Below are 24,813 nucleotides of genomic sequence, written 5' to 3'. Positions count from 1 at the left end.
GAAACCATCTCAATAGTCTCCATTGAATCTAGGTCAAAATAATATAGTTTTTTAAAGTCATCTTCATATAAGTCAAATAATTGAGATAACTCACTAATGACAGTTGTTGATGTTTTTTTTGCATCTATTGCGTAGTCAAAGAGCATTGAAGCTACTCTATATGTCGGTTCTCGATCCAATTCATTTGGTTCAACTTTACGATAACCACGCATAGCCATCTGCCGCCATAAATTGGCACTTTGACTTGAAGTTATAGTTCCTAACTCTGAGGCCCTATAGATTAAGGCCGCCATTGAGGTTTTCCATTCCTTTTTAAGTCTTAGATAGTGAGCTAAATTAGTTGAACCTAATTGATCAATAATTTTTTCTTCTGGCATTAAGAATTCGGCAGCAAAGTCATTTGCTTCTTTTTCCATGAACTCAGATGGCTCTTCATGGAGGACCAAATGCCCAAGTTCATGTGCTAATGTGAAGCGTATTCTGTCATTTGGCTGGTTTGCATTTAGAAATACACATGGAGACACACCATGCATTTTTAAGGATACGCCATCAACATTGTTATCTTTAAAGTCGCATAAAAAGACTAAAACCCCTGCATCTTCCACAGTGGCGGTTAGGTTTTCAAGAGGTTCATTTCCTAACGTCCACAATGATCTAAGCTTTTTAGCCGCTTCTTGAGGAGTGTTTACATCTAGGCCAATTTTAAAAGTTGGTAAGGAATTTTTTCTTTTTGGCACATTTGTGAACAATTCTAATGTTTGTACATGGCCCATTTTTAACATCATTTCAGCATTCATGCGGCTCAATGCTTTAGCTGTGGTAGAGCTTTTTTTTCTGTATGCATGCAAACTAATTGGCAGTGCATTTAGTTTTTCAATATGTTCGAAAAATCGTATAGGGAAATGTAGGGCATTGGATAGATTATGGATAACTTCATTGGAGGGTTTTAAGTCCCCACTTTCAATTTTAGATAATGAAGCCTGGGTAATAGACTGTCCCATTTCAGCAATTAGTTCAGTTTGACTAAGACCACGAAAGTTTCGTGCAATACTAAGCATGTCAGGATTGAAATGAGTCATATTCACCTCCAAGATCATTGACTTAAAGATCAAGTTAATCGAATGATAACTGAACAAAAAAGCGTATGCAAATTTTTCTTCAAATTATTCCTAATTTGTTTCTTTTTTATCTTCTTTTACTTTATTTAGTGTGTGTTATGAATTTTAACACAATATGTAGTGTTTTTGATTTTACATTTAACATCAACTCCAGACTCAAAGATAATGTTCTTTATCGAAATTTGAGCAATGGATGATTCTCAGTAAAGTTGGGAGCAGTGAATAACCATGTGATGAGAAGAGCTTAAAGACTTTTAGTTAAATTTTTTGATTGTTTACAGTGAATTTAAATCAATTTAATTTAAAATATTGAATGATTCAAACATGCTTTACAAAAGTTAGTACCATTTTATAGCTGGTTTCTTGTCAAGCAGCGATACAAAGTTAAAAGATTGAGAAAGAAGAATATATGAGTAGATTCATAGAAAATATAAGTGATTGTTACATAGATGAAAGATTAGAATTAAAGTTAGAATTTGCAATAGTAACAAATTTTAGCTTTACTTTAGAAGAGGTAAATGAACGGCTTAGAGCTGGAAGTAGCAGTGTTGCAATGAATGAAATAAGGGATCAGAAAATATTCATAGAATTTGATGACTTTTTCATTGATAAAACATTGTTAATTCAATCAATATCTATGTCTGAAGCAGCAAGGGATAAGGCAATCTTTGAAATAGAAGTTAGACTAAAATATAAAGTAAACGAAAAGCAGACTGCCGATCTGAAAGTAGATGGATTAAATAAAGAAATTCGTTCTTCCATTCAAGTTTCTGATGAAATAAAAAAATTCATAGACTCTTTAAAGAATTTTTTTATTTTGAAAGGATGGAGTTTTTTCTTATTGCCAGATTATCCACAGAAGATATCTGTTTTTAATTATAAAAAAAATATTTGGGAACAATTGTCACAAATCGGGATTCCATTAACAATCCAAAATATGGCTTTTAAAAAAGAGCAGTTTAAAGATTTTTTATTAGAAAAATTACCTTATGAATTTAATGGAAATAATATTCTAAATAATAAAAAAGTTAAGAATTGTCTGAATTTAATAGATGCTGCTTTACGTTTTCAAAAGAATAATCTTTTTTTGGATGCTTATTTGAACTTCTATAAAGTAGTTGAAATTTTATTCAAGGAAAATAAAGTTATTGAACATATTTTCAAAGTATTAGAAAAGCCATCAGAATACGTTAATATTTATAAGCAATGTAATCAAAAAATATTAATGACTATTCTTTTTGAATTTTTTAATAAAATTGAGCAACCAGAGCAACAAAGACAAGCAAACTTACAATTATTTATAAATCTAGCAGAAATTCGAAATAATTTGGCCCATAGTAGTGACGTTAGTTTTAATCATGGAGATCTTGAAGTTATTAAAAACATTTCACTTAACTTGCTTAATAAATATATTGAGTTACTTAAGGCTGATTAGTCTATATTTGGGGATTTTTAATCTAGCACTGCAAAATTCTTCTTTTAAGGGGGCGTACATTTAATTTTATAGATAGATGTTATTAAAATATAAATTAGGAGATTGTGAAGATGAACTAAATAACTTCATTCAGGATGAACAATCAAATAACATTTAGTATATTATGGTTAAATTGTAATGTTATACTCGCAGGTTTAAATAATTATAAAAAATTTATTAGTATAAATGTGAAAAACCCCAATCATTTCTGATTGGGGTTTTCCTCCGTAAACGGTTGCTTATCGCAGTGGCATGATATTCAGTGGTCATCTGCAAGCTAGTCCATGTATAATAGACGTATTCTCTAAAACTGTCAACTCTCTAAAAAATATGCCATATACAATAACTTACTCATCACTTGCTAACGTTTTACCAAATCAACGCCTGCTGATGTATCAAAGAATTTTTAATACAAATAATCCGATTGAACTTCACGGTACTTACATATGGTCTGTGAAAGTTGCAGCTGCTATACAACCACTATTAAGCACCTTAGAAGTTGCTTTAAGAAACTCAATTCATACTTGTGGAACACAATTCATAGCACCCAATTGGTACGAAGTGCTTACTACCAGAGTAAGGACGCAATACAATCAGCCTAAACGTGATAAAGCCAATATTAGATGGCATCATGGTGAGGTAAGCAATATTCAGAAGAAACTAAAAACACCTCCAAATGGTTTAACTAAACATGATTTATTAGTTGCAAAGATGGATTTTGGTTTTTGGGATAATTTACTAAGAGAATGTTTCTCTGTGAATGGTGATAAAAAAGCACTTTGGCCGCAATGTACTTTAAGTGTCTTTCCAAATTTTCCTACTGGTTACACCAATGCCACGGCACAAAACGAGATATCAAAATTACGTGATTTAAGGAATGATATTGCACATAATTCCCCAGTTTGGAAAGCACGATCTGTAGTTGATGAGCAAAGCGCAATTCTTTACCTTAATCAACAAATTGACAAAATAATCGAAGTAATTGGATGGCTATCAACTGACAAAGTGAACTGGATACAAGTTCACATGCTGCAAGCAGAAGCTAAAAGAATCGCCTCAAAAGATTTTTTATACCTATGTCAACGAAAAAATATGAATCCTGTTTGCTTTAGCAGCTTCAAACGTAATTTAAGAAAACAGTTTAAAAACTTGCATACTGAGCAATTTACGGTCATTCATACGAATAATGAAAGCTTATTTATGTTGACAAAAATATCAAAATAAAAATCTATATTAAATGAGTTTGACGAGCTAGTGTTTAATCTAGCTCTTTATAAAATCCAATGATTATATGCCGTAAATTTCTTTTAATCGTTGTTTCTCTTTCAAAAACTCACTATCAAAATCAAAATCAGGAAAATTTTTCATCCAATTAGATGTGAATCTTAAAGCAAGCCAAGCATCATAATGTATAAATGGATTAAGCCCTATGGTATTTCCTAAGTTAAAGTCTTCTGTTGAAGATAATATAATATCATTATGCATAGTACAGCTTTTTTTATAATCCCAATCATTTACGAATAATAAAGTTGCTGAATATGCCATTAAAGGGTTGTTAGCTCTAGCTTTTGCAACGCTACTACCAATCTTATGAAAGAAAAATTTATCATTATTAATAATATGAATTGACAGTCGTGTTGCTAATTTGTACTTGTCATCAAGACGATACCTATCAAATTCGTATAGCCCACTATTTTTATTTGAAATGGATGTAGCTTTCTTTATAATTGATTTTTTTGAAAAAATGTAGTTTAACCCGTTTATTTCTTTTACTTTATAGGGGAAAGGAAACTTGGTTGCTAATGATTCATATACCTCATTATCTAAATCAAACCATTCATACTTTAACAGATCTTTATCAACCTTATATTCGTCCGTATTTCGTTTATCTCGAACAATAGTCTTTCTTAATACGTTTAATTGATGTTTACTAGACACGACCAAAAAGTCTTGGTTTGATCTCATATCATAAAACCATTGCCTCATATTTCTAATATCTATTTGATTAAAATAGTTATTGGAAATAGCAGAACATACAAGTTTACGAATAGCTTCTGTAATCTCATTACCTGATCTAGATAAATTAATTATTGATTCTTTATCTGTGTGGAGTCGATTTTCCTGACCAGCATAGTAATCACAATATAGTAAGTGTGCATCAACTCCACTATCATTTTTAAAAGCAAAATAAGCTTGTTTTACTGCTAAATTAGTGGTGGGTGATATACTTTCACTTACAACTCTAGCACCAATAACACCGCAACAAGGACACTCAATATCAACTTTAATAAATTCAGAGAAGTCAATATCACTTTGAATTTTCTGAAAAAGATTCTTCACTTGACTTACATCTAATTCCCTTTTGAAAGACCTTGAGTATGCTGTAATTGCCATAGAAATAAATCCTTATGTTATTGAATTGTTGTACGCACAAAAAAGGGCAGTTAAGATTTTATCTTTTAAAAGAACTTAATGTAATAGAATATAAGATTTTAACTATTAATTATCAAATATTTAGTTGGTGTTTTAATGGTGGGTTTCTATTTTTCCAATTTTTTAATCTCTGTATTTCAAATTAATTAGTTGGAGTTGGTTTTTCACACTTTACTTCTAATGTCTATAAAATCGCGTGTCGCACAGTTGTTTGTAATGTCGCATAAATGTTTGTAAATGACAATTGCCTTATTGGGGTTTACCTTATATCGCACTAATCTAATGCTAAAAGCAGACGGTTTTAGCTCCATTAAAAGGGCGCAAATGTTTAAACAGGGAATGAAATGGCTATTTGCTAAAGATGGTATTTTTACAGCAATGAAAAAACCATTTATGACTTGGTACAAAAAGGATTTTCACCCTAATCAACATCCTGTAATTGCTCAGTATGATATTTGGGTAGAAACATTGGAGCGTACAGGAGACCCATTACAGGCTGGCGAAGCATTATGGCATGCAGGGAAATAATTCTCTGCATGTAGAGCCAACCCTAATTAGATCAAACTTATAAGCTTGGTAAATGCCAATCTCTTAAAAAGAAAAAGCTCGAAAATCGAGCTTAATACTCTGTTTAAATTAATATTATTCATTCATCTTTTTTATGAGATATAGACTTTTCTTGCGCTGCATTAAATAGGCATTTATACAGCAAGTACCAGCCAAACTCACCAAAGTGCTCGTTAATTTTATGATTATCAATTGTTTTTTGAATACGTAAAGACAATTGAGGTCTATATGCATCATATGGATCTTTCAATCTATAATCCAGTAAACGAAGAATAGCTTTTAAATGATATCTTGCATGATCAACCATACCTTCTTCTTTTAATTTATCAGCCACTGTCATGCCAATAAAATAAATATACTTAAATTCATCACTACTTAATTTATCTGGTAAAACATTGTAGAAATTTAAATATTTATTAACTTTTTCATGTGTTTGAATATAAATTTCTTGAAAATTTCTATTAATTAGTTCAATCCATTGTTCTTCCATAGGATCTATCACTGATTCAGGAATTTTTCCCTCAGCTTTAATAAAAGCCCGCATCGAACCTCTTATGACTTCAAGAATATCTAAATAAACTGCCTTTTCCAATTTAAACCTAGCAACCATATATTTCTCTGAAAGTTTAAACATTAATATAAAAGCCCCAAACTATGTTTGGGGCTTTTTCTAAAAAAATCAATTAGTTAAAAAGCTAACAAATGCTTGCCAGCCTTGATATTAGCTAAATACTCCATATCAAGGTGATTACTAAGAGACTCCATATCCGTTTCTTGTTGAGCATATACGGCTGTTATTGAAGCTTCTTGAGCACATTCATCAGGAAATCTTGGTATAATTTTAGCTTTTGAACTTGTTTCCATTGCCCATTTAACAATTTCTGGATTCATAATCAGTTCTCAAAAAATATATCTCCACTTAAGACTACAATTATAGCTTTACTGTGCCTAATAATTCAACACATGGGGTATGTTTAATGTAAATATTTACTCTAGTAAGCTTAACTTTCTAGGGAATACCTCTCTCCAAAAAAGGTAGTACATAGTCTTTCCCATCTTGGAATACAACATATTGACCGTGTTTAATTTCAAATTTACTTGAATTCCTATAAGTACAGCCATGAAAATATTTCATAGAAATCTTAATCCAATCAATAATATATAGTGGATTGGATTCTTCTCTACTTTTAATAAGGAATGCTATTATCTCATTTTCCAAACTTTTCTTTTTCCTTTGTAGAGCCTGAATCCTTTCTTCTTCACTATGATTGCACACCAAATGTGTACCATACTTTCTGTTGAGATAGTTGATAAACCCTGTTAGAGCTGCTTTTTGACCTGATTTCTCTGACAAATAGTGACTAATTTCTGACTGATTTGGTATCTGGTGCGTTCTTAGCAATAAACCAACAGCAGGTTGTAGAGCTAATCTTACTGATTTCAATGTAGTTCTGCCTGCATGAAGTTTTGCCATAAGCTCAGACTGATAACCTTGTAATAGTTCATAGATAATAGGTTGGTCAGCAATCTTGGCAAACAAAGCATCTATCCTACAGCCTTCAGCTAAATCCGTTTTTTTAGAATCCTGAAAGTTTTCTTGATAAAGGATATGTAGCCATTGTTTCACCTTAAGGTATTTTCTCAATCCTTTCGGCTTAAAGTGTTGAAGTATCAACTCGTATGAAGGCAGCTTGTTCCAGAATCGAGTAACTTCCACAAAGAAAGGCGCATAAAGCTCAATAGTCATCACAGCTTTATTACTACCAACATCCTGTAATAGCCATTCAGAGAACTTAATAAAAGCGACTCTTACCTGTTCAGCAGAAATAGTAAATTTTAGTAGGTGGACTCTTTGCTTAAACCGCTTTAACCAACCACAGGAGTCACAGGTACTTCCCATACCCGCAGGTATCTGTATTCCACAGACTTTACAGTCTATCAATCCAACTTCATAACATTTCTTACAAATCCTCCCATGTTCAGTTTCTATTAAAAGGCGATTCTTACGGCATTGTGAACAATTTTCATAACCCTTCTCTTGTCGATAACATTTAGGGCAGATTGAAAGACCAGTGCCATTCTTTTCAGTTTTGGTTAATTTTGTGGACCTTGTACCACAGTATCCACAAGGCTTTTTCTGCCTAAAATATGGGCTGCATGAATTACATACAGGTCCATACACTGTAATCTTTCCTATTTTATATTCTTGCTTACCACATCGAATGCAAGGCTTGTTATTATGGCAAGTCTCACAAATTAGTTTTTCCTCTTTATAATGAATTCGTTTTTTCTCACCACATGATGAGCATACACAAAGCTTGAACATACGAACATAACAAGTATGGCAATATCCCTCACCTTTATGAATACGATGATATCTAGCAACTGATTTACCACACTGACTACAATCTTTCACGAGGCAATAATCCTCTGAACTTTACGTTGTAATCTTGCCCATTTTCGCATGACGATTTTCTCGGAAACAGGGTCATCTTTGCACTGACGTTTTGAGTAGTTCTTACTCTGTCGCTCTAAGCCATTCACTAAGGGAAATAAAGTCTGGGGCAGTTTATCCTGTGAGACAACATTCAAAATCGCATTCGCAGAAAGAGAGTGCAACTGAGCAGTGTCTATGAGCTTTTCCAAAGGTTGTTGCAATAAGATATAGCAATCCCTCAACAAGCCGTGTCTCTCCGCAATCGGAAGCCATTCAAATGTTCCTACAGTCTTGGGTAAAACCAGTGTCTCTAGAGATACGCCCAAATCAGCAAAAATATTGGCAAAGCGACCATTTTTATGTGCAGCAGCTTTTCTTAATAACAGAACGAATACCTTTGCCACAGCAAACCATTCGGCTACTAATAAAAAATTAGTGCCACAGTTTATATAGCCTTGTTGAATTGCAGCTTGGGCAGCTTTCTGGAATGCTGAATTTGCTTCAATACCTTGACTGTTACGAAGATCAAATCCGCAGTGATGACATATGCATAATACGTGCTCCAAACCTTGCAATTTGTGTGGTAAGAAATAAAATCCACATTCAGGACAAGAATCTTGTAATGATATCTGATGCTTAGTACAGACTGTTGCCCATGCCATTCTCCATTCCTTGCGTAGATAAGGTATACCCTCAGCAAGACAATGTGGGCAATACTGTTGTCCTACTGACTTCTTACGATTTCTAATGCCTTGACACAATATCCATGACCAAATCGCACTCTCAGCATGGAATTCATGAACACATTTTTTTGCCAAATGGATAAGTAGCATTTGATCGAGCACATCAATTTGCAATCCTGTTGCCTTAGACAATGCCAATAAATGCTCATGTGCTAAATTACGTTCAAAATCTATCGTCCAAATTCTGTACTTATCCCAAATGCGCCACGACAAAACCATAGGATCGCACCCTTGATACAAAGCTGTACGGACCAACCAAGAACTCAAGGTCTCATCATCGATTAAATGTGGTGAGCGTAAGAGGGAGTGTTTCATACTCGTCCCTTTATAGTAGAACGGAAATCCTGCTGTTCATTGATCAAATCAAGATCAATGATTTCTGAACCATTGCGTATTGCCTTAATGGCACACTTTGCCAATAGATTACTGATATTTCCGAGATTACCATCAGACTTGTAATAAATGGCTTGTGCTATTTTAGGGTCATGCAGATTAGATTTATGCTTAAGTGGCAGGATCTGTTCAAACGAAACCAGCATACGTTGAAAATCAGAATTTAACGGCCAAACAGGGAGTTCCGCCACATCAAACCGACTAGCAAATTGTTTATCAGTAAATAAAATATTTACTGCATTTTCAGTTCCAACCCCAATAATTGGTATTCGTAGTTCATTACATAGTCTCTTAAGGGCATTCATCATCTCACGTTGTTTACGTGCCGTTCCTGTAAACATTGAGTGAAACTCATCAATTATCAGCATTTTCACTCTATAAGTACGCATTAAATGCAAAGCCTGCGTATACAGAATTTCAGTGGAAGCTGTTTGACGATATGGTGCGACCAATTTCTCTAGAATAGCGATATACAATGCTTTTTCATTTGCGGTACTAGGAGCTTCGATCAAAATAATAGGGATGACCAATTCCAAATCTTCTGTCTCATAGGGTTCTTTATACTTCTCATAAAAATGCTGAACCAAAGTAGTTTTGCCATTATTTGATTCACCCACAATCATTAAATTGGGCATTCTAGGTCTCTTGGGAAAATTAAATAAGTCTTCCAAATTTTGTAAAATATCCTTAGCAGCCTGATAGCCAATCCAACGAGCTGTATTGATAAATTCAATTCTTTCATCATCAGATAAAACCGCAATGTGCTGAAATTTTGGATGAATATGTGAGAATTTATGCATCATTGAATATCCTCAAATGGTTGAATGAAATCAGTATCTAATAATCCGTCTACTTTAATTGAGGCTTCATTTTCAGGGCGCTTTTGTTTTTCAATCGGTTGAACTGGCGTAACATTTTTTTGATGAATTTTGCTTCGTTGTCTTATACGTCTCATTTTTTTAGTTTGGGCCGCAGCATTATCAACAATCTTTTCCATTTCAATGAGTGTTTCAATGATTTGATGTTCGTTGTAGTCCTTGAGGCCACGTTCCTTTAACCGTTTTTTACTCGCACGTAACTGCCATAGACTGGTGGATGGCAAGTTCTGATTAGATACAGGAATTGGAATATAGTTTTTCGTATCAGGATTTAAGAAATAAATAATGGAAATATCACGGGGATCTCTACGGAAGATATACTTACGTGCCTTACCATCCTCTCCCCGTAACCCAATATAAGGGGCAAGTATAAAATCAAAATATCGAACCCCATCCCAAGTTACACCTGTATTCTGGATAGTACGCTCTTCAAATGGCATAAAATCCAACATCACAGTTTTAGGATTAGCAGGTACATGTGGCAACCCACAACCTATCTCATAATCAGTCCCATAAATTCCATCACTCCATTTACTGGTAGGTGACATATTCAAAGTAGAGTGAATCTCTTTATGATAGACACTAACAATTTGTTTCAGTATCCATGCTTCAGCTTCATCAAATGTGAGACAGGCGTATTTTTCAGAATCATATTCTTTTCTTTCTTGAATATTAGAAAAGGTTGTACCTTTTAATTTATGAGTCTCTTTCATAAAAGTTCCAACCAGTCGCTCAATATGCCCACCATAATTCGGCACTTTAACTGGTCTAAACTCTAAATTGATGTCATATTCCAAACACGCCCTTCTCAAAGTTTCTGTGCGAAAATCTGGTCCATTATCTACATGAATCGGTAATCCTCCCATAAATAACCGAAGTTAAAAGTAGAGGTTAAGCAGCCATTAGAGGTGGCTTTCCTTTGTTAGCTTGATGTGGTCTTTCATGGTTGTAATGCCACAACCAGTTTGTTGCATAATCTTGTACTTCATCCAAAGTATCAAATAAATGCTTGCTCAGCCAACTATAACGTATGGTCCGATTATAGCGTTCAATATACGCATTCTGCTGTGGCTTACCCGGTTGAATATATTCAATACGAATACCGTGCTCAGTAGCCCAGCGCACAAATTCGTGACTGATAAATTCGGGACCATTATCGCATCGGATCACTAACGGTTTTTCTCTCCACTCCAGCAATTGATTCAACGTACGAATAACCCTGATTGTGGGCAATGAGAACCCTGCTTCAATGGCTAGGCCTTCGCGGCGGTAATCATCAATCACATTCAATAATCGAAACTTGCGACCATCGGAAAGCTGATCATGCATAAAATCTAATGACCAAACCTGATTTTCTCGGATTGGTTCTTTCAATGGTTCAGGCGCATGCCGTTTTAGTCTTCTTCTCGGTTTAATACGCAGATTCAGTGCCAACTCACAGTAAATGCGGTAAACCCGCTTGTGATTCCAGCAGCAACTCTCAACATGCCGTAAATACGAGAAGCACAAACCAAAGCCCCAATCGGAATTTTCCTCAGTGAGTTCAATGAGCTGTTCAGCAATGAGTGCATTGTCATCGCTGAGTTTGGCTTGATAGCGGTAGCAGGTTTCACTAATGCCAAATGCTTTACAAGCCAAACGAATACTAATGGCATGCTGGGCAACTGCCTGTTGTGCCATCTTACGCCGGCAAGATGGCTTTACCACTTTTTTGCCATCGCTTCCTGGATGATTTCGGCCTTTAATCGCTCTTCCGCATACATCTTTTTAAGTCTGGTATTTTCGGCTTCTAGCTCTTTCAGTCGAGCCATTAATGATGTATCCATACCACCATATTTGGCACGCCATTTATAAAAGGTAGCATTACTCATGCCGTGTTCACGGCAAAGGGTCGCTACAGGTGTGCCAGATTCTGCCTGTTTCAAGATGGACATGATCTGACTGTCAGTAAATTTAGATGTTTTCATGCAGAATCTCCTGCTCGTATCTTAAGAGAAAATTCTACTTTTAGATCCTATTATTTTTAGGGGGGATTACCAATCTTTTTAGGAATCCCCCAGACTTTCCATTCACCAGTTATCTCTTTTGCTGCCAACCATTCCTCTTTTGGTAAAACAGCATGTGCTATACACATAGCAACTGCAATTTCGGATGGTGCATCAAGAGATAAGTAATAACCAAGGATCATCCGGCTATACACATCAATCGCAAAAGTAACCCAAGGTCTTCCTATCGGCTGTCTATTCAAATCATCAACCAGTATTAAATCTACTGGTGTATGATCTATTTGAATAACATCAAGTGGATACAGTACATTTGGAAACATACCTGCTTTTGGGGCGAACTTATCTTGGGCTTTTTTAGGCTGTCCACGACCATATAAAACATCTTTAGCTGATAAACTTAATATGCGTTTACGAATAGAGTTTTTGGTAGGTCTTGTAATATTTCTTTGACTACAGACAATTTTAATCTGATTAAATATATCATGTTGAGATAATCTCTGAGGAGATAAATAATATTCCTTAATAACATCATTAATAATTTTGTCTTGTTCAGATGTTAAACGTGAATTTCCTTCTCGCCATCCTCGTTGTTTTGGTATTAAAGAGCTTACAGAACGTGTTGCCTTATATATTCCAAACCATCTATATAAGGTTGCTCGCCCAATATCCTTATTTTTTGCATATTCATCAATTTCTTTTCGACCCGAAATCTCTCCATTCAATAGAGGCAAAATCAGGTTATACCTACGTTCAGCTTCTTTCCAGTCATCAGGCTCAATACTATTTAAGTCTGGATAGCTCACCTGTACGGAATTATTTGATTTTGATAAAGAAAGGATAGGCAAAACCATTAGCCGACCGGTCTCACTACACTGACATTCAATATATGAGAAATCAATCTGCCGTTTAATTTTATAGTTCTTACCACTAGGTATATGAATAACCGATGCCCCAACAGAAAAATCTACTTGTTCCCGGTTCAGAGGAATCACACTTTCTTTAGAATTATCTTCCATACTGACTTACCTCAATCATTGAATCCTTATTTAGGGGTAAGGACAAATCTGTCACCAATATTTTCTTAGCCAGAAGTTGCCATAACAATTGAGATTGCCTAGCATGTTGCGCCACAGGAAATTGAACTAAATAATCTGCAACTGAAATCATTCCTGAATTTTCAATAAAGTCATAAGCTTTCTGAATTTCCTGCTCATTAAAAGCAGTTCTTTTAAAGCTATGTAGAATTTTAATATTTTCTAATTCTTGCCCACGAATTCTTGACTCATCATAGATATGGAATAAAAAGTTACGTTTCTTTGCCCATCGAGCGGCTGCTTTCCATTTTGTACGCCAAATTCGCCAATTCTCTCGCCACTCATTTTCTGGTTTTACTTCAACCAACATCCCGCTTTTGGTGCAATTTTGGAATAGTACTAAATAATCTGGATGGTATTGATAGTTGCCCCCATTCAGTGCAAAAGGAATTGAAACTGGTTGTGAAATTATTTCAATCACATTGTCATCAAATTCATGAAGCATAACAAAGTCACGTTCTAAAGATGATTCATAAGGAATGGAATCTTTGTTTCTAAAAGAGTAATATCCCGAAACACTACGTTTGGTTGGGCCAATTTTTCTAACAGATTTATACATTGTGATCTACCTTCTTATTTATACGCTCTTAGATGATGTCTCATCTATTTATGGTATTTTTCAATACTGTCTCATCTATTTATGGTATTTTTGTCTAATTTATTTATGAATTATAGTCTAAAAATGGGGCTTTCAGCCTAATTTTGTCTCATTTATTTCTGATTATCACAGCAACTCAATCCTGAAGATTATGATGATGACGAAGAAGATTCTTTTTTTAGACCATATTCTCTAGAAACAACTTGGCAACCGAACACTCACAATGAATTATTAAAAAAAATTGCTGATGATGAGTTGAGGGCTTTTATGATTTCTTTCGAGAAAAATATAATTGTTGCACCTTATGATGGCGGCATTGATTTTATTATCTTTGATGAAGCGAAAAGAAATGATTTAAGAAACAAATATCAAGACTGGCTTTCACCAAGAGCAGATGGATTATAACGACGTTAAGCTATTCCTTAAAAAGCTTAACGCTTCTCTAAAGGTTTCATGCCAATGATCATCTGGTTGTTGATCTAAACAATACCAAAAGAACCTAAATTCTAAACCACCGCCATCCTGACAATGATGTTGCCACGTTTCAGCCAGCTCACCCTTCACCTCGCATACATAGAAATACCAGTTTTGCTGATTAAATTTAAGTATGAGCTTACCCAAAAACTTGGGATTAGGCTGAGCACTCAATCCCGACTCTTCAAACAACTCACGAATTGCAGCCTGTTCATATTGCTCACCCTGTTCAATTGTGCCCTTAACCAATTGAGTCCCAGCAAGTGGATGATGAAAAGCCAATATATCTATACCTGGGTTTTTATGTCTTAAAACTACAGGGACAACTTTTCTCATAGCACTGCACTTTTAGTCGCTCGAAGTTATATAAATAAAACTTTTATTTCTAAACCAATAATTTAGTCTAATAATTTCCCCGTAATATATTGTTTATCCTGTTCAAAGTTGGCCGATTTGTCTCCAAACCGTGCTTGTTTAGTCTCATATTCTACTAACCATTTTAAATATTCTAAAAGTGTAGATCCAGTACGACTAAATTCAGATTCTGGTTGTCCATCATCCCATAACCAAACATAATCATTTTTTAAAGCAGTCGCCAGATATGCAAACTGATTGCCTTCATTTTCATTTGTTAATGGGAAGAGTTTATTTTCAACGGCACTAATCCACCCATTAGGTTTATTTATTTCATCTTCATCATCTAAAACTTTTTGATAGCCTGTATATGCCTCTTTATTCCATGAATATCTGAACATAGATACAGTACCCCACAACAAACCGCCTGAGCATCTTCCCATTTGCGATAAAAACTCTCGGAACTGCCCATGAATCTCTAGATTATAAATTTCAGCAATTTGATCAATTTCTTGCTCTGTATAGCCTTGAATATGTTCTGGATAAAAAGGCAAATGCGTATCTTCATGTCGACAGCTTATCAACTCAGAAACAAAATCAACCATATATAAAAATCTCTAATTCTTTAATTTTACAATCTCTACCTTTTTTATTTTACACCCATCAAGTGCATTGTTCTCAACCATTCACTTACTACTCTTATTCGAAATTATACCAAACATACCTTTGCCATCATCAGCCACAACACCCCATCGATCTGCCTAAAAAAATGAGTGCTCATATTATCCAACATCTTATCCTTTAATTATAAACATCCTAGGACAATTTTAGCTATTGCTCATCTTATGATCTTTTAACCGATGTTAAAAAAATATATAAAAGATCAATCAGGATATATAACGCTCAGTCAAATATCCCTTGATTCGCTCAATTAGATTTTAAAGCGAATCAATAGAATTTTAAAACTAGAATCCAAAGCAAAGAGTATTTATATGCCCCATAAACCTCTAATGACCTTAATTTTCGCTTTTAGTGCTTTAACAAAATCAACATTTCTCTATGCAAATGAGCTTATTCAAGCTGACTCAAATTCACACTATCCATTAACAAGCTCTAAAAACATGAAACAAATTTATCAAGGTGAACATGGAATATGGTTTCTTTCTAAACATCGTGGCAGAAAAGGAGGATGTGCCGTCTCTTATAATTCTGGTTTGAATCAACTTACTCTGTTCGGTCCTTCAGAAAGAAGTACTGGAGCATTGGTATTTACAGGTCCTCATATACCAACAACGGCCAGTAATCAACAACTCGACATTGTGATACGGACTGATCATTCAGTCATGCCAACGGAGGCTACCCTACTTCCTAGCCCAAAGAAAGGTATGCTGCTCGTTCCTGTAAGTATGGTACAGACAGCCCCCAAACTGGATGATGTCGGTGCAATGGAAATTTTACTGCAAGGAAAAACAATCTACGCATCATCCATTAGTGGTGGATTTAGAGCTCGCGATGCATTAATGAGTTGCATCAAAAGCTAAATATAAAAAAGCCATCATCAGATGGCTTTTAAATGTATTTCAGTCCAAAAATCAAACTATAAGATTTAACTTGCTAATTTAGTTAATTGTCGTTTTTCATATAAGGTCAGCACAAAAGCCAAACCACATAAAATCACAAAACCACAGGTCATTGGAATTAAAGTTCCGTTATATAACTGACCAATAATAGAGGCGAGAATAAGCGATAATACCGAAGACGATGCACCAATAATCGCAGAAGCCATACCGGCCACATGCCCCATCGGTTCCATTGCAATCGCATTTAGATTGCCAAATAGTGTTCCAAACAATAAAAATAGAATGCAGGCATACAGCATAAACATCCAGAATGAGATGGATACGCCAGAAAGCTGAATGATGAGGAACAGCAACGAAATTAGACTTAAACCAAGAAAGCCATAAATACAGATGGGACGCATGCCAAACTTCATGACAATTCTAGAATTGGTAAAAGATGCAATCCCCATCACACCTGCCAATAAAGCAAAGTAAGCACTAAACTCCTGCCCTGTTTTGCCAAATTGTTGCATAAAAATTTGTTGTGACGTTCCAAGATAGCCAATAAACCCACCAAAGCAAAAGCCTGCACACAACAAATAGCTCATGGTAGTTTTATTACTCACCACTTCCTTAAAACCATCCTTAAATGCTTGTACCCGCATTGGCAGACGATTTTCAGGCACTAAGGTCTCTTCCAAGCGCAAAGCAACCCATGCTCCAACAGCGATAGCATAGACCATATACAACACAAAAATATCGCGCCAGCCAAAGAAATGGATGATCAACTGTCCCAAGCTCGGTGCAACTGCAGGCGCGACCATAAATACCATCATGATCAGAGACATGATGCGGGCCATTTGGGCACCGCTATATTTATCACGCACAATCGAAATCGAAGCGACATAAGGTCCAGAAACACCTACACCCTGAATAAAACGTCCGACCAAGAACCATTCAAAGCTTTGAGTGGAATAGCACAATAAGCTTCCTAAAAAGTAGATGACAATACCTGTAAATAAAATCCGTTTCCGTCCAATTGCATCGGACAATGGTCCTGCAATCAGTTGCCCGATGGTCATGCCTGAAAAAATACTGATAATGACCCATTGCGCCTGATTACTATTTTGCAAAGTAAAAACACGACCAATTTCACCGAGTGCGGGTAAAACAGCATCAATTGAGAATGAGACGATGGACATCAGTAATGCCATCAGCAGTGCAAATTCGCGGAAATGGATTTTTGATTTCATTTTTCTTGTCCATTGATGATTATTTTATACGGAATGAAATAAGCCACCTGACGGTGGCTTATTTCATGACTTTAATTAACCAATAAATTTACGTGCGTTACGGAACATACGTAACCAAGCACCATCTTCTGCCCAATCTTCAGGCTTCCAAGAATGCTGTAAAGCACGGAAGTTACGTTCTGGATGCGGCATCATCACGGTTGCACGACCATCTTTAGAGGTTAAACCTGTAATCGCCTCAGGTGAACCATTCGGGTTCAATGGATAGTGTTGAGTTGGATTACCCAAACTATCCACATAGCGTAAGATCACTTGGTTCTCAGCATTTAAAGCAGCAATTTGCTGTTCAGTTGCAACCAGACGACCTTCACCATGCGCAACAGCGATTGGTAAAATCGAACCTTGCATATCTTCAAGTAATACAGAAACTGATTTTTCTACACGAACGTTCACGGCACGCGCTTCAAATACTTCTGAAGTGTTACGGTGGAAACGGCCCCAATGCTCTGCACCTGGAATCAGTGGTGCAAGTTGCGACATCATTTGACAACCATTACATACGCCTAAGCTGAATGTATTTTGACGATGGAAGAACTGCTCAAACTGGTCACGTAATTTCGCATTGAACAAGACTGATTTCGCCCAGCCACCACCAGCACCCATCACGTCACCGTATGAGAAACCACCACACGCCACTAAACCTTCGAAGTCGCTCAAGCTGACACGACCTGCTAGTAAGTCACTCATGTGTACGTCAATGGTATTGAAGCCAACTTTGTCAAAAGCAGCGGCCATTTCAACATGACCGTTAACACCCTGCTCACGCAAGATGGCCATATTAGGACGACGTGTATTGATAAACGGCGCTTCAACAGGTTCATTCAAGTCATAAGTTGCTTGTGCAATCAAACCTTTGTGGTTTTTGTCTGCGATTAATGCAAACTCTTGATCAGCAGTCTCAACGTTATCACGTAAGCGTTGGATCTGATGCGATACTTCTGCCCATGCTTGTTGCAATTCAGCACGCTCTAAAGTTAAACCATTCACAGCCAATTGATCGGTTGTATTGACACGGCCCACAACTGCAATGGCATCTTTCAGGCTAGATGCTGCAACTTCAACTTCTAACTGAGCCCAATCCGCCGCTGTGATTTGAAGTACAGCACCAATTTCTTCAGCGAATAAACTTTCAGTTGATTGATTTTCTAAAGCAACACCTAAGCGCGAAGCAAACATCATTTCAGCAACAGTCGCCAATAAACCGCCATCACCGATATCATGGTAAGCCTTAATCACACCGCGATTGTTCCAGTCTTGAATCAAGGCAAAGAATGCTTTGAAGTCATCAAAACTATCCACATCAGGTGTCACTGAACCAATGGCTTTATACACCTGCGCAAGGATCGAACCACCTAGGCGGAACTGACCTTTAGATAGGTCAATACGTACCAGTACTGAGTCTGCTAAGTTTTTCAATTCAGGCGTTAATGTTTTACGAACATCTAACACTGGAGCAAATGCAGTGATCACACCGGTCATAGGCGAAGTCACTGCTTTGTCTTCACCATCATTCCAAGTGGTACGCATTGAAAGTGAATCTTTACCGACTGGAATTGCGATACCTAATGCAGGACACATTTCCATGCCAATCGCTTTCACACCTTCAAACAAGGCTTGGTCTTCACCTTTTTGACCTGCCGCTGCCATCCAGTTTGCAGAAAGCTTGATATCGCTGATTTGTTCGATGTTGGCACAAGCAATATTGGTGATTGCTTCTGCAACCGCTAGACGCGCAGATGCAGCTGGATTTAACAACGCTACTGGTGGACGTTCACCCATTGCCATTGCTTCACCTGTGAAGCCTTGCAAGCTAGTGGTGGTTACAGCAGCATCAGCTACAGGAACCTGCCAGCGACCCACCATCTGATCACGTGCAACCATACCCGTAATCGAACGGTCACCAATGGTGATCAAGAATGATTTAGACGCAACTGTTGGATTTTTCAATACACGGAAAATCGCATCTTTTAAATCAACTTTCGCAGCATCAAAGTCGTTACCCGTACGCTCAATCGTTTCATATGAACGTTGCATACGCGGTGTACCGCCTAAGATCACCTGCATTGGAATATCAACAGGCTTGTTCTCAAACAACGGATCTTCAACCGTTAAGTGACGCGCTTCAGTCGCCTCACCCAATACCGCAAACGGACAACGCTCACGTGCACAAATTTCTTCAAACTGTTCTAAAGACTCTGGGCGAATAGCAAGTACATAACGTTCTTGCGCTTCATTTGACCAGATCTCCATCGGGCTCATACCTGGCTCTAATGATGGAATTTTACGTAGGTTAAGCACTGCACCCAACTCATGATCATTCACAAGTTCTGGCATGGCATTAGATACACCACCTGCACCGACGTCATGTACAGACACAATTGGGTTAAAGTCTTCTAAACGCCAGCAGGTATCGATGACTTCTTGGCAACGGCGTTCCATTTCTGGGTTTTCACGTTGCACCGAAGCAAAGTCCAAGCTCTCGCCCATGGTACCGCTGTCTACAGAAGACGCTGCGCCACCGCCAAGACCGATCAACATTGCAGGGCCACCCAATACAATGAGCAAGTCACCCGGTTGAATCGCATCTTTTTCAACATGGTCAGGACGAATATTACCGTAACCACCAGCGATCATGATTGGCTTATGGAAGCCTTTCACTTCACCATTGACATTCTGTTCGAAAGTACGGAAATAACCATTTAATGCTGGGCGACCAAATTCGTTGTTAAACGCAGCACCACCCAATGGACCTTCGATCATGATTTGTAATGGCGATGCCATACGTGAAGGTTTACCGTAGTTATCTTCCCAAGGTTGTTCAAAACCAGGGATATTTAAGTTTGAAACCGTAAAGCCAGTTAAACCTGCTTTTGGTTTACCACCACGACCTGTTGCACCTTCATCACGGATTTCACCGCCCGAACCTGTTGCAGCACCTGCAAATGGAGCAATTGCAGTTGGATGGTTGTGTGTTTCAACCTTCATCAAGATATGAGCAGCTTGGCTCTTATATTTATAAACGAAGTGACCATTTTCATCCGCCTTCGGATAAAAACGCATCGTGTCATAACCCACAATGACAGAGGCGTTATCTTTATATGCTGATAACACATCGGTTGGAGATTCTTTATAAGTGTTTTTAATCATTTGGAACAATGATAATGGTTGTTTTTCACCATCAATTGTCCATTCAGAACCAAAGATTTTATGACGACAGTGTTCAGAGTTTGCCTGTGCAAACATCATCAACTCGATGTCGTTTGGATTACGACCAAGCTTGGTAAATGCTTCGGTTAAGTAATCAATTTCTTGCTCAGATAAAGCAAAGCCAAACTCATTGTTGGCTTTGACTAGTGCTTCTTTTCCTTGACCCAAGATATCAATTGAGTTCAATGGCTTCGGCGCTGTTTCTGAGAATAGAGCTTTTGCATCATCAATTTGAGCAAAAACACTCTCTGTCATCCGGTCATGTAAGGCCAATTTCACTTCGTTCGAAATCTCTTTCACACCTTTAAGTGTAAATAACAGACCACGCTCTAAACGGTGAATAGGTGTATTACAGTTTTGGAAAATATCGGTTGCTTTAGATGACCACGGCGAGATTGTCCCCACACGCGGTGTCACTAAAATCTGGATTTCATCACTTGCAGCTTGGCGAAGTTCGAAAGATTGACCATCGTTTAAAAGTTGTAATGCCGATTGATGTTGCTGCTCGTTGAGCGCTTGATCAAACAAATAAACCCACTGGCTGTCAAAAGATTGAACAGAACTCATTGACGTTAATCGGTTTAAGAGTTGAGCTTTCTTGAAAGAAGAATGTGCTGATGCACCGGCCACGATAAACATGTTGACTTTGGCTCCACGGGTGGGTCTAACGAACCTACCACAATGTGACTTATGAAAGAGCGCATATTCTACTGTGAAAGGCTCATTTCAGCTAGCTATATCCATCTTAAAAATCAGAGTTTTCTACTGCAAATGGCTTAATTTCTTGTAGCTTTATCTATTTTACTTTATTCGTAACAATTCATTTAGCCTGCTGTATAACTCATATTTCTTGTTTGCAAGTCTTCTTTTGTGGAAATACCAAACTAAATAAAGAATTGCTCATTGCTTGCAAGTGACTCTTTTACCCCACCATCAACACCTTTAAAAGCCATATATGTGAGCAAATAAATGCCTTAAATTATGATTGAATACAAAACTATAAACGACAACATACTGATCCAAGACAACTTATGTCGCCCTACTCTAGTGCTTTAATCTTTTTTTTGGCATGATGATCCTGAACTCGTAGTGAATAATGATGAATGGAACAAATGCGTTGGGTAGAATTGCTTTCTGCAATTCGTTTAGGTAGTAAAAAAAGTAGTACTGAATTGGCTCGAAGCCCATTCCACAAAGATTATGACAGAATTATATTTTCTCAAAGTTTCCGTCAATTAAATAGAAAAACACAGGTTCACCCACTGACTCAACATGATGGGATTCATACCCGTCTCACACACTCGCTAGAAGTGTCTTGTATTGGGCGTTCACTCGGCATGTTGGCCGCAGAAAAAATCAAAGATGAATTACCGATGTGGATTTCACCTGCTGATGTTGGTGCGATTATCCAAGCTGCCTGTCTAGCGCATGATATTGGTAATCCACCTTTTGGTCATGCAGGCGAATATGCGATTCGTGAGTGGTTTGATGATGCATCGCATCGTGATTTCTTGACAAAACTCACCCCAGAAGAAGCAGCCGATGTACGTCAATTTGAAGGCAATGCCCAAGGACTTCGACTACTCAGCCGTATTGACTATCACCCCGATGATGGTGGTATGCGCTTAACCTGTGCAACACTCGGTGCCTATTTAAAATATCCGTGGTTATCTAAAACCATCGAAGAACAAGGCGATATGCCGTCCCATCAACGGGCAAAGTTTGGTTGCTATCAATCTGAAAAAGAAATTTTAAAACAGTTAGCAGAGCAACTTGGTCTGATTCAGCTTGGTGACTATCACTATTGCCGCCATCCACTGACCTATTTATTAGAAGCAGCTGATGATATTTGTTATGCACTCATTGATTTAGAAGATGGCATTATTCTGAACATGTTGAACTATGCCGAAGTCGAGCCAATTTTTCTGAATCTGATTGCAGATTATGGTTATCCAGAAGAACTCCATTTACCACATACCACATGGCAGCAAAAAATTGCAGCTCTCCGTGGGCGTGTAATGAAGCGTTTAGTCGATGAGGTGACCACGGCATTTGCCAAACATCAGTATGAAATTTTAACCGGTCAGCTCAAAGGTAGCCTATTGCAATATTGCTCACCGGATATTGAAGCAGGTATCCAAACGGCGAAGAATCTTGCCCGAGACCGTATTTTTGAGCATCCTCAAAAATCTGGTTTAGAAATTATTGCACACCAAAGCCTACAAACGATTTTGGACGCCTTTATCCCATTGACCATGCCGCATAAGACATTAAGCTTTAAAGAACAGCGGTTGATGTCAATTTTGCAACATTCAGGGGTAAATCTGCAAAACAACCACTATAATAATATTATGCAAGTTCTCGATATTATTAGTAAGTTCTCGGATCATCAGGCTTATAGCTTGGCGCAAGAGCTGCAAGGCAATAAGATAGGGTTCTTTTAGCCACTAGATGAGTTGGCACCCTTTCCTTTTTATACCCAAACTAAATTGTTTTTAAAAATAGTGAAATTTAACTCATGATCGGATGTTTAATTGGCGAAGTGTTTGCCCTAGAAGCCCCAACCGTATTACTCAATGTAAATGGCGTTGGCTATGAAATTGACACACCACTTTCGACATTTTGCCAATTACAAAAGGGACAGAAAGTTACTTTATGGACCCACCTAGTCGTTCGTGAAGATGCGCAACAACTTTACGGCTTTAGAGATGCACAAGAAAAAACCATTTTCCGTACCCTACTCAAAGTGAATGGCGTTGGCCCCAAAATGGCTTTGGGCATTCTATCGACATTAAGTGTTGAACTGCTCATCCACACAATTGAACATGATGATATTAATACGCTGATTAAAGTTCCGGGTGTAGGCAAAAAAACTGCTGAACGATTAATGATTGAATTACGCGATCGTTTCAAAGCCTTAGCACATTCAACTGGCAGTACGACAAATGCTGCTGCTCAAATTCAATTTATGGCAAATTCACCAGTTGCCGAAGCTGAAGCTGCTTTGCAATCCTTAGGTTATAAACCAGCAGAAGCACAAAAAGCAGTGGCAGCAGTTAAAGCAGACTATACTGAATCTGCTGACATTATCCGTGCTGCGCTTAAATCCATGATGAAGTAATAGATATATGCAAGATCGTCTTATTAGCGGAACAGAAAAACCTGAAGATCATTTTGATCGTGCCATTCGTCCGACCTCATTGGCTGACTATATTGGTCAGCCTGTGGTTCGTGAGCAAATGGAAATCTTCATTGGTGCAGCGCGTGGTCGTGGTGAAGCCCTAGATCATACTTTGATCTTTGGCCCTCCAGGTTTAGGGAAAACCACGTTGGCGAATATTATCGCAAGAGAAATGGGCGGTAATTTAAAATCAACTTCTGGCCCTGTATTAGAACGTGCTGGTGATTTAGCTGCCATGCTGACCAATCTGGAAGAAGGTGATGTGCTATTTATTGACGAGATTCATCGTCTTTCACCCGTGATCGAAGAGATTCTCTATCCAGCCATGGAAGACTATCAACTCGATATTATGATTGGTGAAGGCCCTGCTGCTCGTTCAATCAAGCTCGATCTACCCGCCTTCACTTTAGTTGCTGCCACAACACGTGCAGGTCTACTCACCTCTCCGTTACGTGACCGTTTTGGGATTGTACAGCGTTTAGAGTTCTATTCAGTTGAAGACCTGACCCATATCGTGACGCGTTCAGCTAACTTGATGGATGTCCCGATTACCAAAGAAGGCTCAACAGAGATTGCCCGTCGTGCCCGCGGCACCCCACGTATTGCCAACCGTTTATTACGTCGTGTGCGTGATTATGCGCAAGTGAAAGGTACAGGCGAAGTGACTCAAGATATGGCACAACGTGCTTTAGACATGCTTAATGTCGATAAAGCTGGTTTAGATACACTCGATCGTCGTTATCTCAGTATGTTATTGGAACGTTTTGAAGGCAGACCAACAGGTGTGGAAGCTTTGGCCGCAGCCATGGCTGAAGATAGTGGAACGCTTGAAGATGTGATTGAACCCTATTTAATCCAGCAAGGTTATGTGATGCGTACTGCACGTGGCCGTATTGCAACCAATATGGCGTATTTACAATTTGGGATGACGCCACCTGAAACATAAAAATATTTTCAACTTAGTGCTTCTTATAATGGGATGAT

The 24,813-nt window shown here is 37.5% G+C and carries 21 protein-coding genes and 2 pseudogenes; 8 read left to right on the top strand and 15 right to left on the bottom strand.

The features are described from left to right. On the bottom strand, positions 1 to 1,079 hold a 1,079-nt coding region (locus WA352_RS17020), incomplete at its 3' end, for a helix-turn-helix domain-containing protein (protein WP_118971174.1). 448 nt (positions 1,080 to 1,527) lie between these two features. Here WA352_RS17020 and WA352_RS17015 point away from each other — a divergent pair. Both WA352_RS17015 and WA352_RS17010 read left to right on the top strand, forming a co-directional pair. Next, positions 1,528 to 2,553 (top strand): hypothetical protein, encoded by a 1,026-nt coding sequence (locus WA352_RS17015; RefSeq protein WP_118971175.1) that lies wholly within the window; start codon positions 1,528 to 1,530, stop codon positions 2,551 to 2,553. Between the two features lie 291 nt (positions 2,554 to 2,844). Next, entirely contained in the window at positions 2,845 to 3,816 is a 972-nt protein-coding gene (locus WA352_RS17010; protein ID WP_199983367.1) for a hypothetical protein, read from the top strand. Positions 3,817 to 3,879: 63 nt separating this feature from the next. Here WA352_RS17010 and WA352_RS17005 read toward each other — a convergent pair whose 3' ends face one another. Then, positions 3,880 to 4,986 (bottom strand): hypothetical protein, encoded by a 1,107-nt coding sequence (locus WA352_RS17005; RefSeq protein ID WP_118971176.1) that lies wholly within the window; start codon positions 4,984 to 4,986, stop codon positions 3,880 to 3,882. Between the two features lie 279 nt (positions 4,987 to 5,265). On the opposite strand from WA352_RS17005, the pseudogene WA352_RS17000 reads away from it, so the two are divergent. Then, positions 5,266 to 5,553: pseudogene (locus WA352_RS17000) on the top strand (metal-dependent hydrolase); the annotation flags it as partial. A 118-nt stretch (positions 5,554 to 5,671) separates the two neighbouring features. On the opposite strand, the gene WA352_RS16995 reads toward WA352_RS17000, so the two are convergent. From WA352_RS16995 to WA352_RS16955, 9 genes are all read right to left on the bottom strand, one after another. Beyond that, the gene (locus WA352_RS16995; RefSeq protein ID WP_118971178.1) at positions 5,672 to 6,226 is read right to left on the bottom strand and encodes a hypothetical protein; all 555 of its coding nucleotides are present in this window, start codon (positions 6,224 to 6,226) and stop codon (positions 5,672 to 5,674) included. Positions 6,227 to 6,279: 53 nt separating this feature from the next. After that, entirely contained in the window at positions 6,280 to 6,483 is a 204-nt protein-coding gene (locus WA352_RS16990; RefSeq protein ID WP_005240278.1) for a hypothetical protein, read from the bottom strand. A gap of 118 nt (positions 6,484 to 6,601) precedes the next feature. Then, positions 6,602 to 8,008, bottom strand: a complete 1,407-nt coding sequence (locus WA352_RS16985) for a hypothetical protein (RefSeq protein ID WP_118971179.1) — start codon at positions 8,006 to 8,008, stop codon at positions 6,602 to 6,604. After that, complete coding sequence (locus WA352_RS16980; protein ID WP_096641129.1) at positions 8,005 to 9,087, bottom strand: TniQ family protein; 1,083 nt, start codon at positions 9,085 to 9,087, stop codon at positions 8,005 to 8,007. The genes WA352_RS16985 and WA352_RS16980 overlap by 4 nt, the downstream gene beginning before the upstream one ends. Continuing rightward, on the bottom strand, positions 9,084 to 9,968 hold the full coding sequence (locus tag WA352_RS16975; protein ID WP_096641127.1) for a TniB family NTP-binding protein: 885 nt from the start codon (positions 9,966 to 9,968) through the stop codon (positions 9,084 to 9,086). The genes WA352_RS16980 and WA352_RS16975 overlap by 4 nt, the downstream gene beginning before the upstream one ends. Further along, positions 9,965 to 10,909 (bottom strand): Mu transposase C-terminal domain-containing protein, encoded by a 945-nt coding sequence (locus WA352_RS16970; protein ID WP_336143379.1) that lies wholly within the window; start codon positions 10,907 to 10,909, stop codon positions 9,965 to 9,967. Before WA352_RS16970 ends, WA352_RS16975 begins: the two co-directional genes overlap by 4 nt. A 25-nt stretch (positions 10,910 to 10,934) precedes the next feature. Beyond that, a protein-coding gene (locus WA352_RS16965; protein ID WP_101494812.1) for an IS3 family transposase occupies positions 10,935 to 12,010 on the bottom strand; the annotation gives its coding sequence in 2 pieces (ribosomal slippage) (positions 10,935 to 11,758 and positions 11,758 to 12,010; 1,077 coding nt in all). Between the two features lie 56 nt (positions 12,011 to 12,066). Continuing rightward, on the bottom strand, positions 12,067 to 13,065 hold the full coding sequence (locus WA352_RS16960; protein WP_336143376.1) for a hypothetical protein: 999 nt from the start codon (positions 13,063 to 13,065) through the stop codon (positions 12,067 to 12,069). Further along, a complete protein-coding gene (locus tag WA352_RS16955) occupies positions 13,055 to 13,702 on the bottom strand; it encodes a TnsA endonuclease N-terminal domain-containing protein (RefSeq protein WP_118971181.1) in 648 nt (215 codons plus the stop codon). The genes WA352_RS16960 and WA352_RS16955 overlap by 11 nt, the downstream gene beginning before the upstream one ends. Before the next feature lie 171 nt (positions 13,703 to 13,873). Between WA352_RS16955 and WA352_RS16950 the strand changes: the two are divergent. Further along, positions 13,874 to 14,146 (top strand): annotated as a pseudogene (locus WA352_RS16950) (DUF3885 domain-containing protein); the annotation flags it as partial. On the opposite strand, the gene WA352_RS16945 reads toward WA352_RS16950, so the two are convergent. Continuing rightward, positions 14,141 to 14,551, bottom strand: a complete 411-nt coding sequence (locus WA352_RS16945; protein ID WP_033134583.1) for an NUDIX hydrolase — start codon at positions 14,549 to 14,551, stop codon at positions 14,141 to 14,143. The pseudogene WA352_RS16950 and the gene WA352_RS16945 sit on opposite strands and share 6 nt — an antisense overlap. A gap of 62 nt (positions 14,552 to 14,613) precedes the next feature. After that, the gene (locus WA352_RS16940; RefSeq protein WP_033134582.1) at positions 14,614 to 15,174 is read right to left on the bottom strand and encodes an SMI1/KNR4 family protein; all 561 of its coding nucleotides are present in this window, start codon (positions 15,172 to 15,174) and stop codon (positions 14,614 to 14,616) included. A gap of 387 nt (positions 15,175 to 15,561) precedes the next feature. Here WA352_RS16940 and WA352_RS16935 point away from each other — a divergent pair, with 387 nt between their 5' ends. After that, positions 15,562 to 16,110 (top strand): hypothetical protein, encoded by a 549-nt coding sequence (locus tag WA352_RS16935; RefSeq protein ID WP_033134581.1) that lies wholly within the window; start codon positions 15,562 to 15,564, stop codon positions 16,108 to 16,110. Between the two features lie 65 nt (positions 16,111 to 16,175). Here the strand turns inward: WA352_RS16935 and WA352_RS16930 are convergent, their stop codons facing one another. After that, on the bottom strand, positions 16,176 to 17,381 hold the full coding sequence (locus WA352_RS16930) for a multidrug effflux MFS transporter (RefSeq protein WP_033134580.1): 1,206 nt from the start codon (positions 17,379 to 17,381) through the stop codon (positions 16,176 to 16,178). A gap of 75 nt (positions 17,382 to 17,456) precedes the next feature. Further along, entirely contained in the window at positions 17,457 to 21,287 is a 3,831-nt protein-coding gene (purL, locus tag WA352_RS16925; RefSeq protein ID WP_033134579.1) for a phosphoribosylformylglycinamidine synthase, read from the bottom strand. A gap of 464 nt (positions 21,288 to 21,751) precedes the next feature. Here purL and WA352_RS16920 point away from each other — a divergent pair, with 464 nt between their 5' ends. From WA352_RS16920 to ruvB, 3 genes are all read left to right on the top strand, one after another. After that, the gene (locus tag WA352_RS16920; protein WP_004805678.1) at positions 21,752 to 23,092 is read left to right on the top strand and encodes a deoxyguanosinetriphosphate triphosphohydrolase; all 1,341 of its coding nucleotides are present in this window, start codon (positions 21,752 to 21,754) and stop codon (positions 23,090 to 23,092) included. Between the two features lie 74 nt (positions 23,093 to 23,166). Then, entirely contained in the window at positions 23,167 to 23,769 is a 603-nt protein-coding gene (ruvA, locus tag WA352_RS16915; RefSeq protein WP_033134578.1) for a Holliday junction branch migration protein RuvA, read from the top strand. Between the two features lie 7 nt (positions 23,770 to 23,776). Further along, positions 23,777 to 24,775, top strand: a complete 999-nt coding sequence (ruvB, locus tag WA352_RS16910; RefSeq protein WP_033134577.1) for a Holliday junction branch migration DNA helicase RuvB — start codon at positions 23,777 to 23,779, stop codon at positions 24,773 to 24,775. Positions 24,776 to 24,813 lie beyond the last annotated feature (38 nt).

Source organism: Acinetobacter sp. 102 (genome assembly GCF_037028485.1).
Classification (GTDB): Bacteria; Pseudomonadota; Gammaproteobacteria; order Pseudomonadales; family Moraxellaceae; genus Acinetobacter; species Acinetobacter higginsii.
Note: the sequence above shows the minus strand (reverse complement) of the source record. Positions and strands in the feature narration are given on the sequence as shown.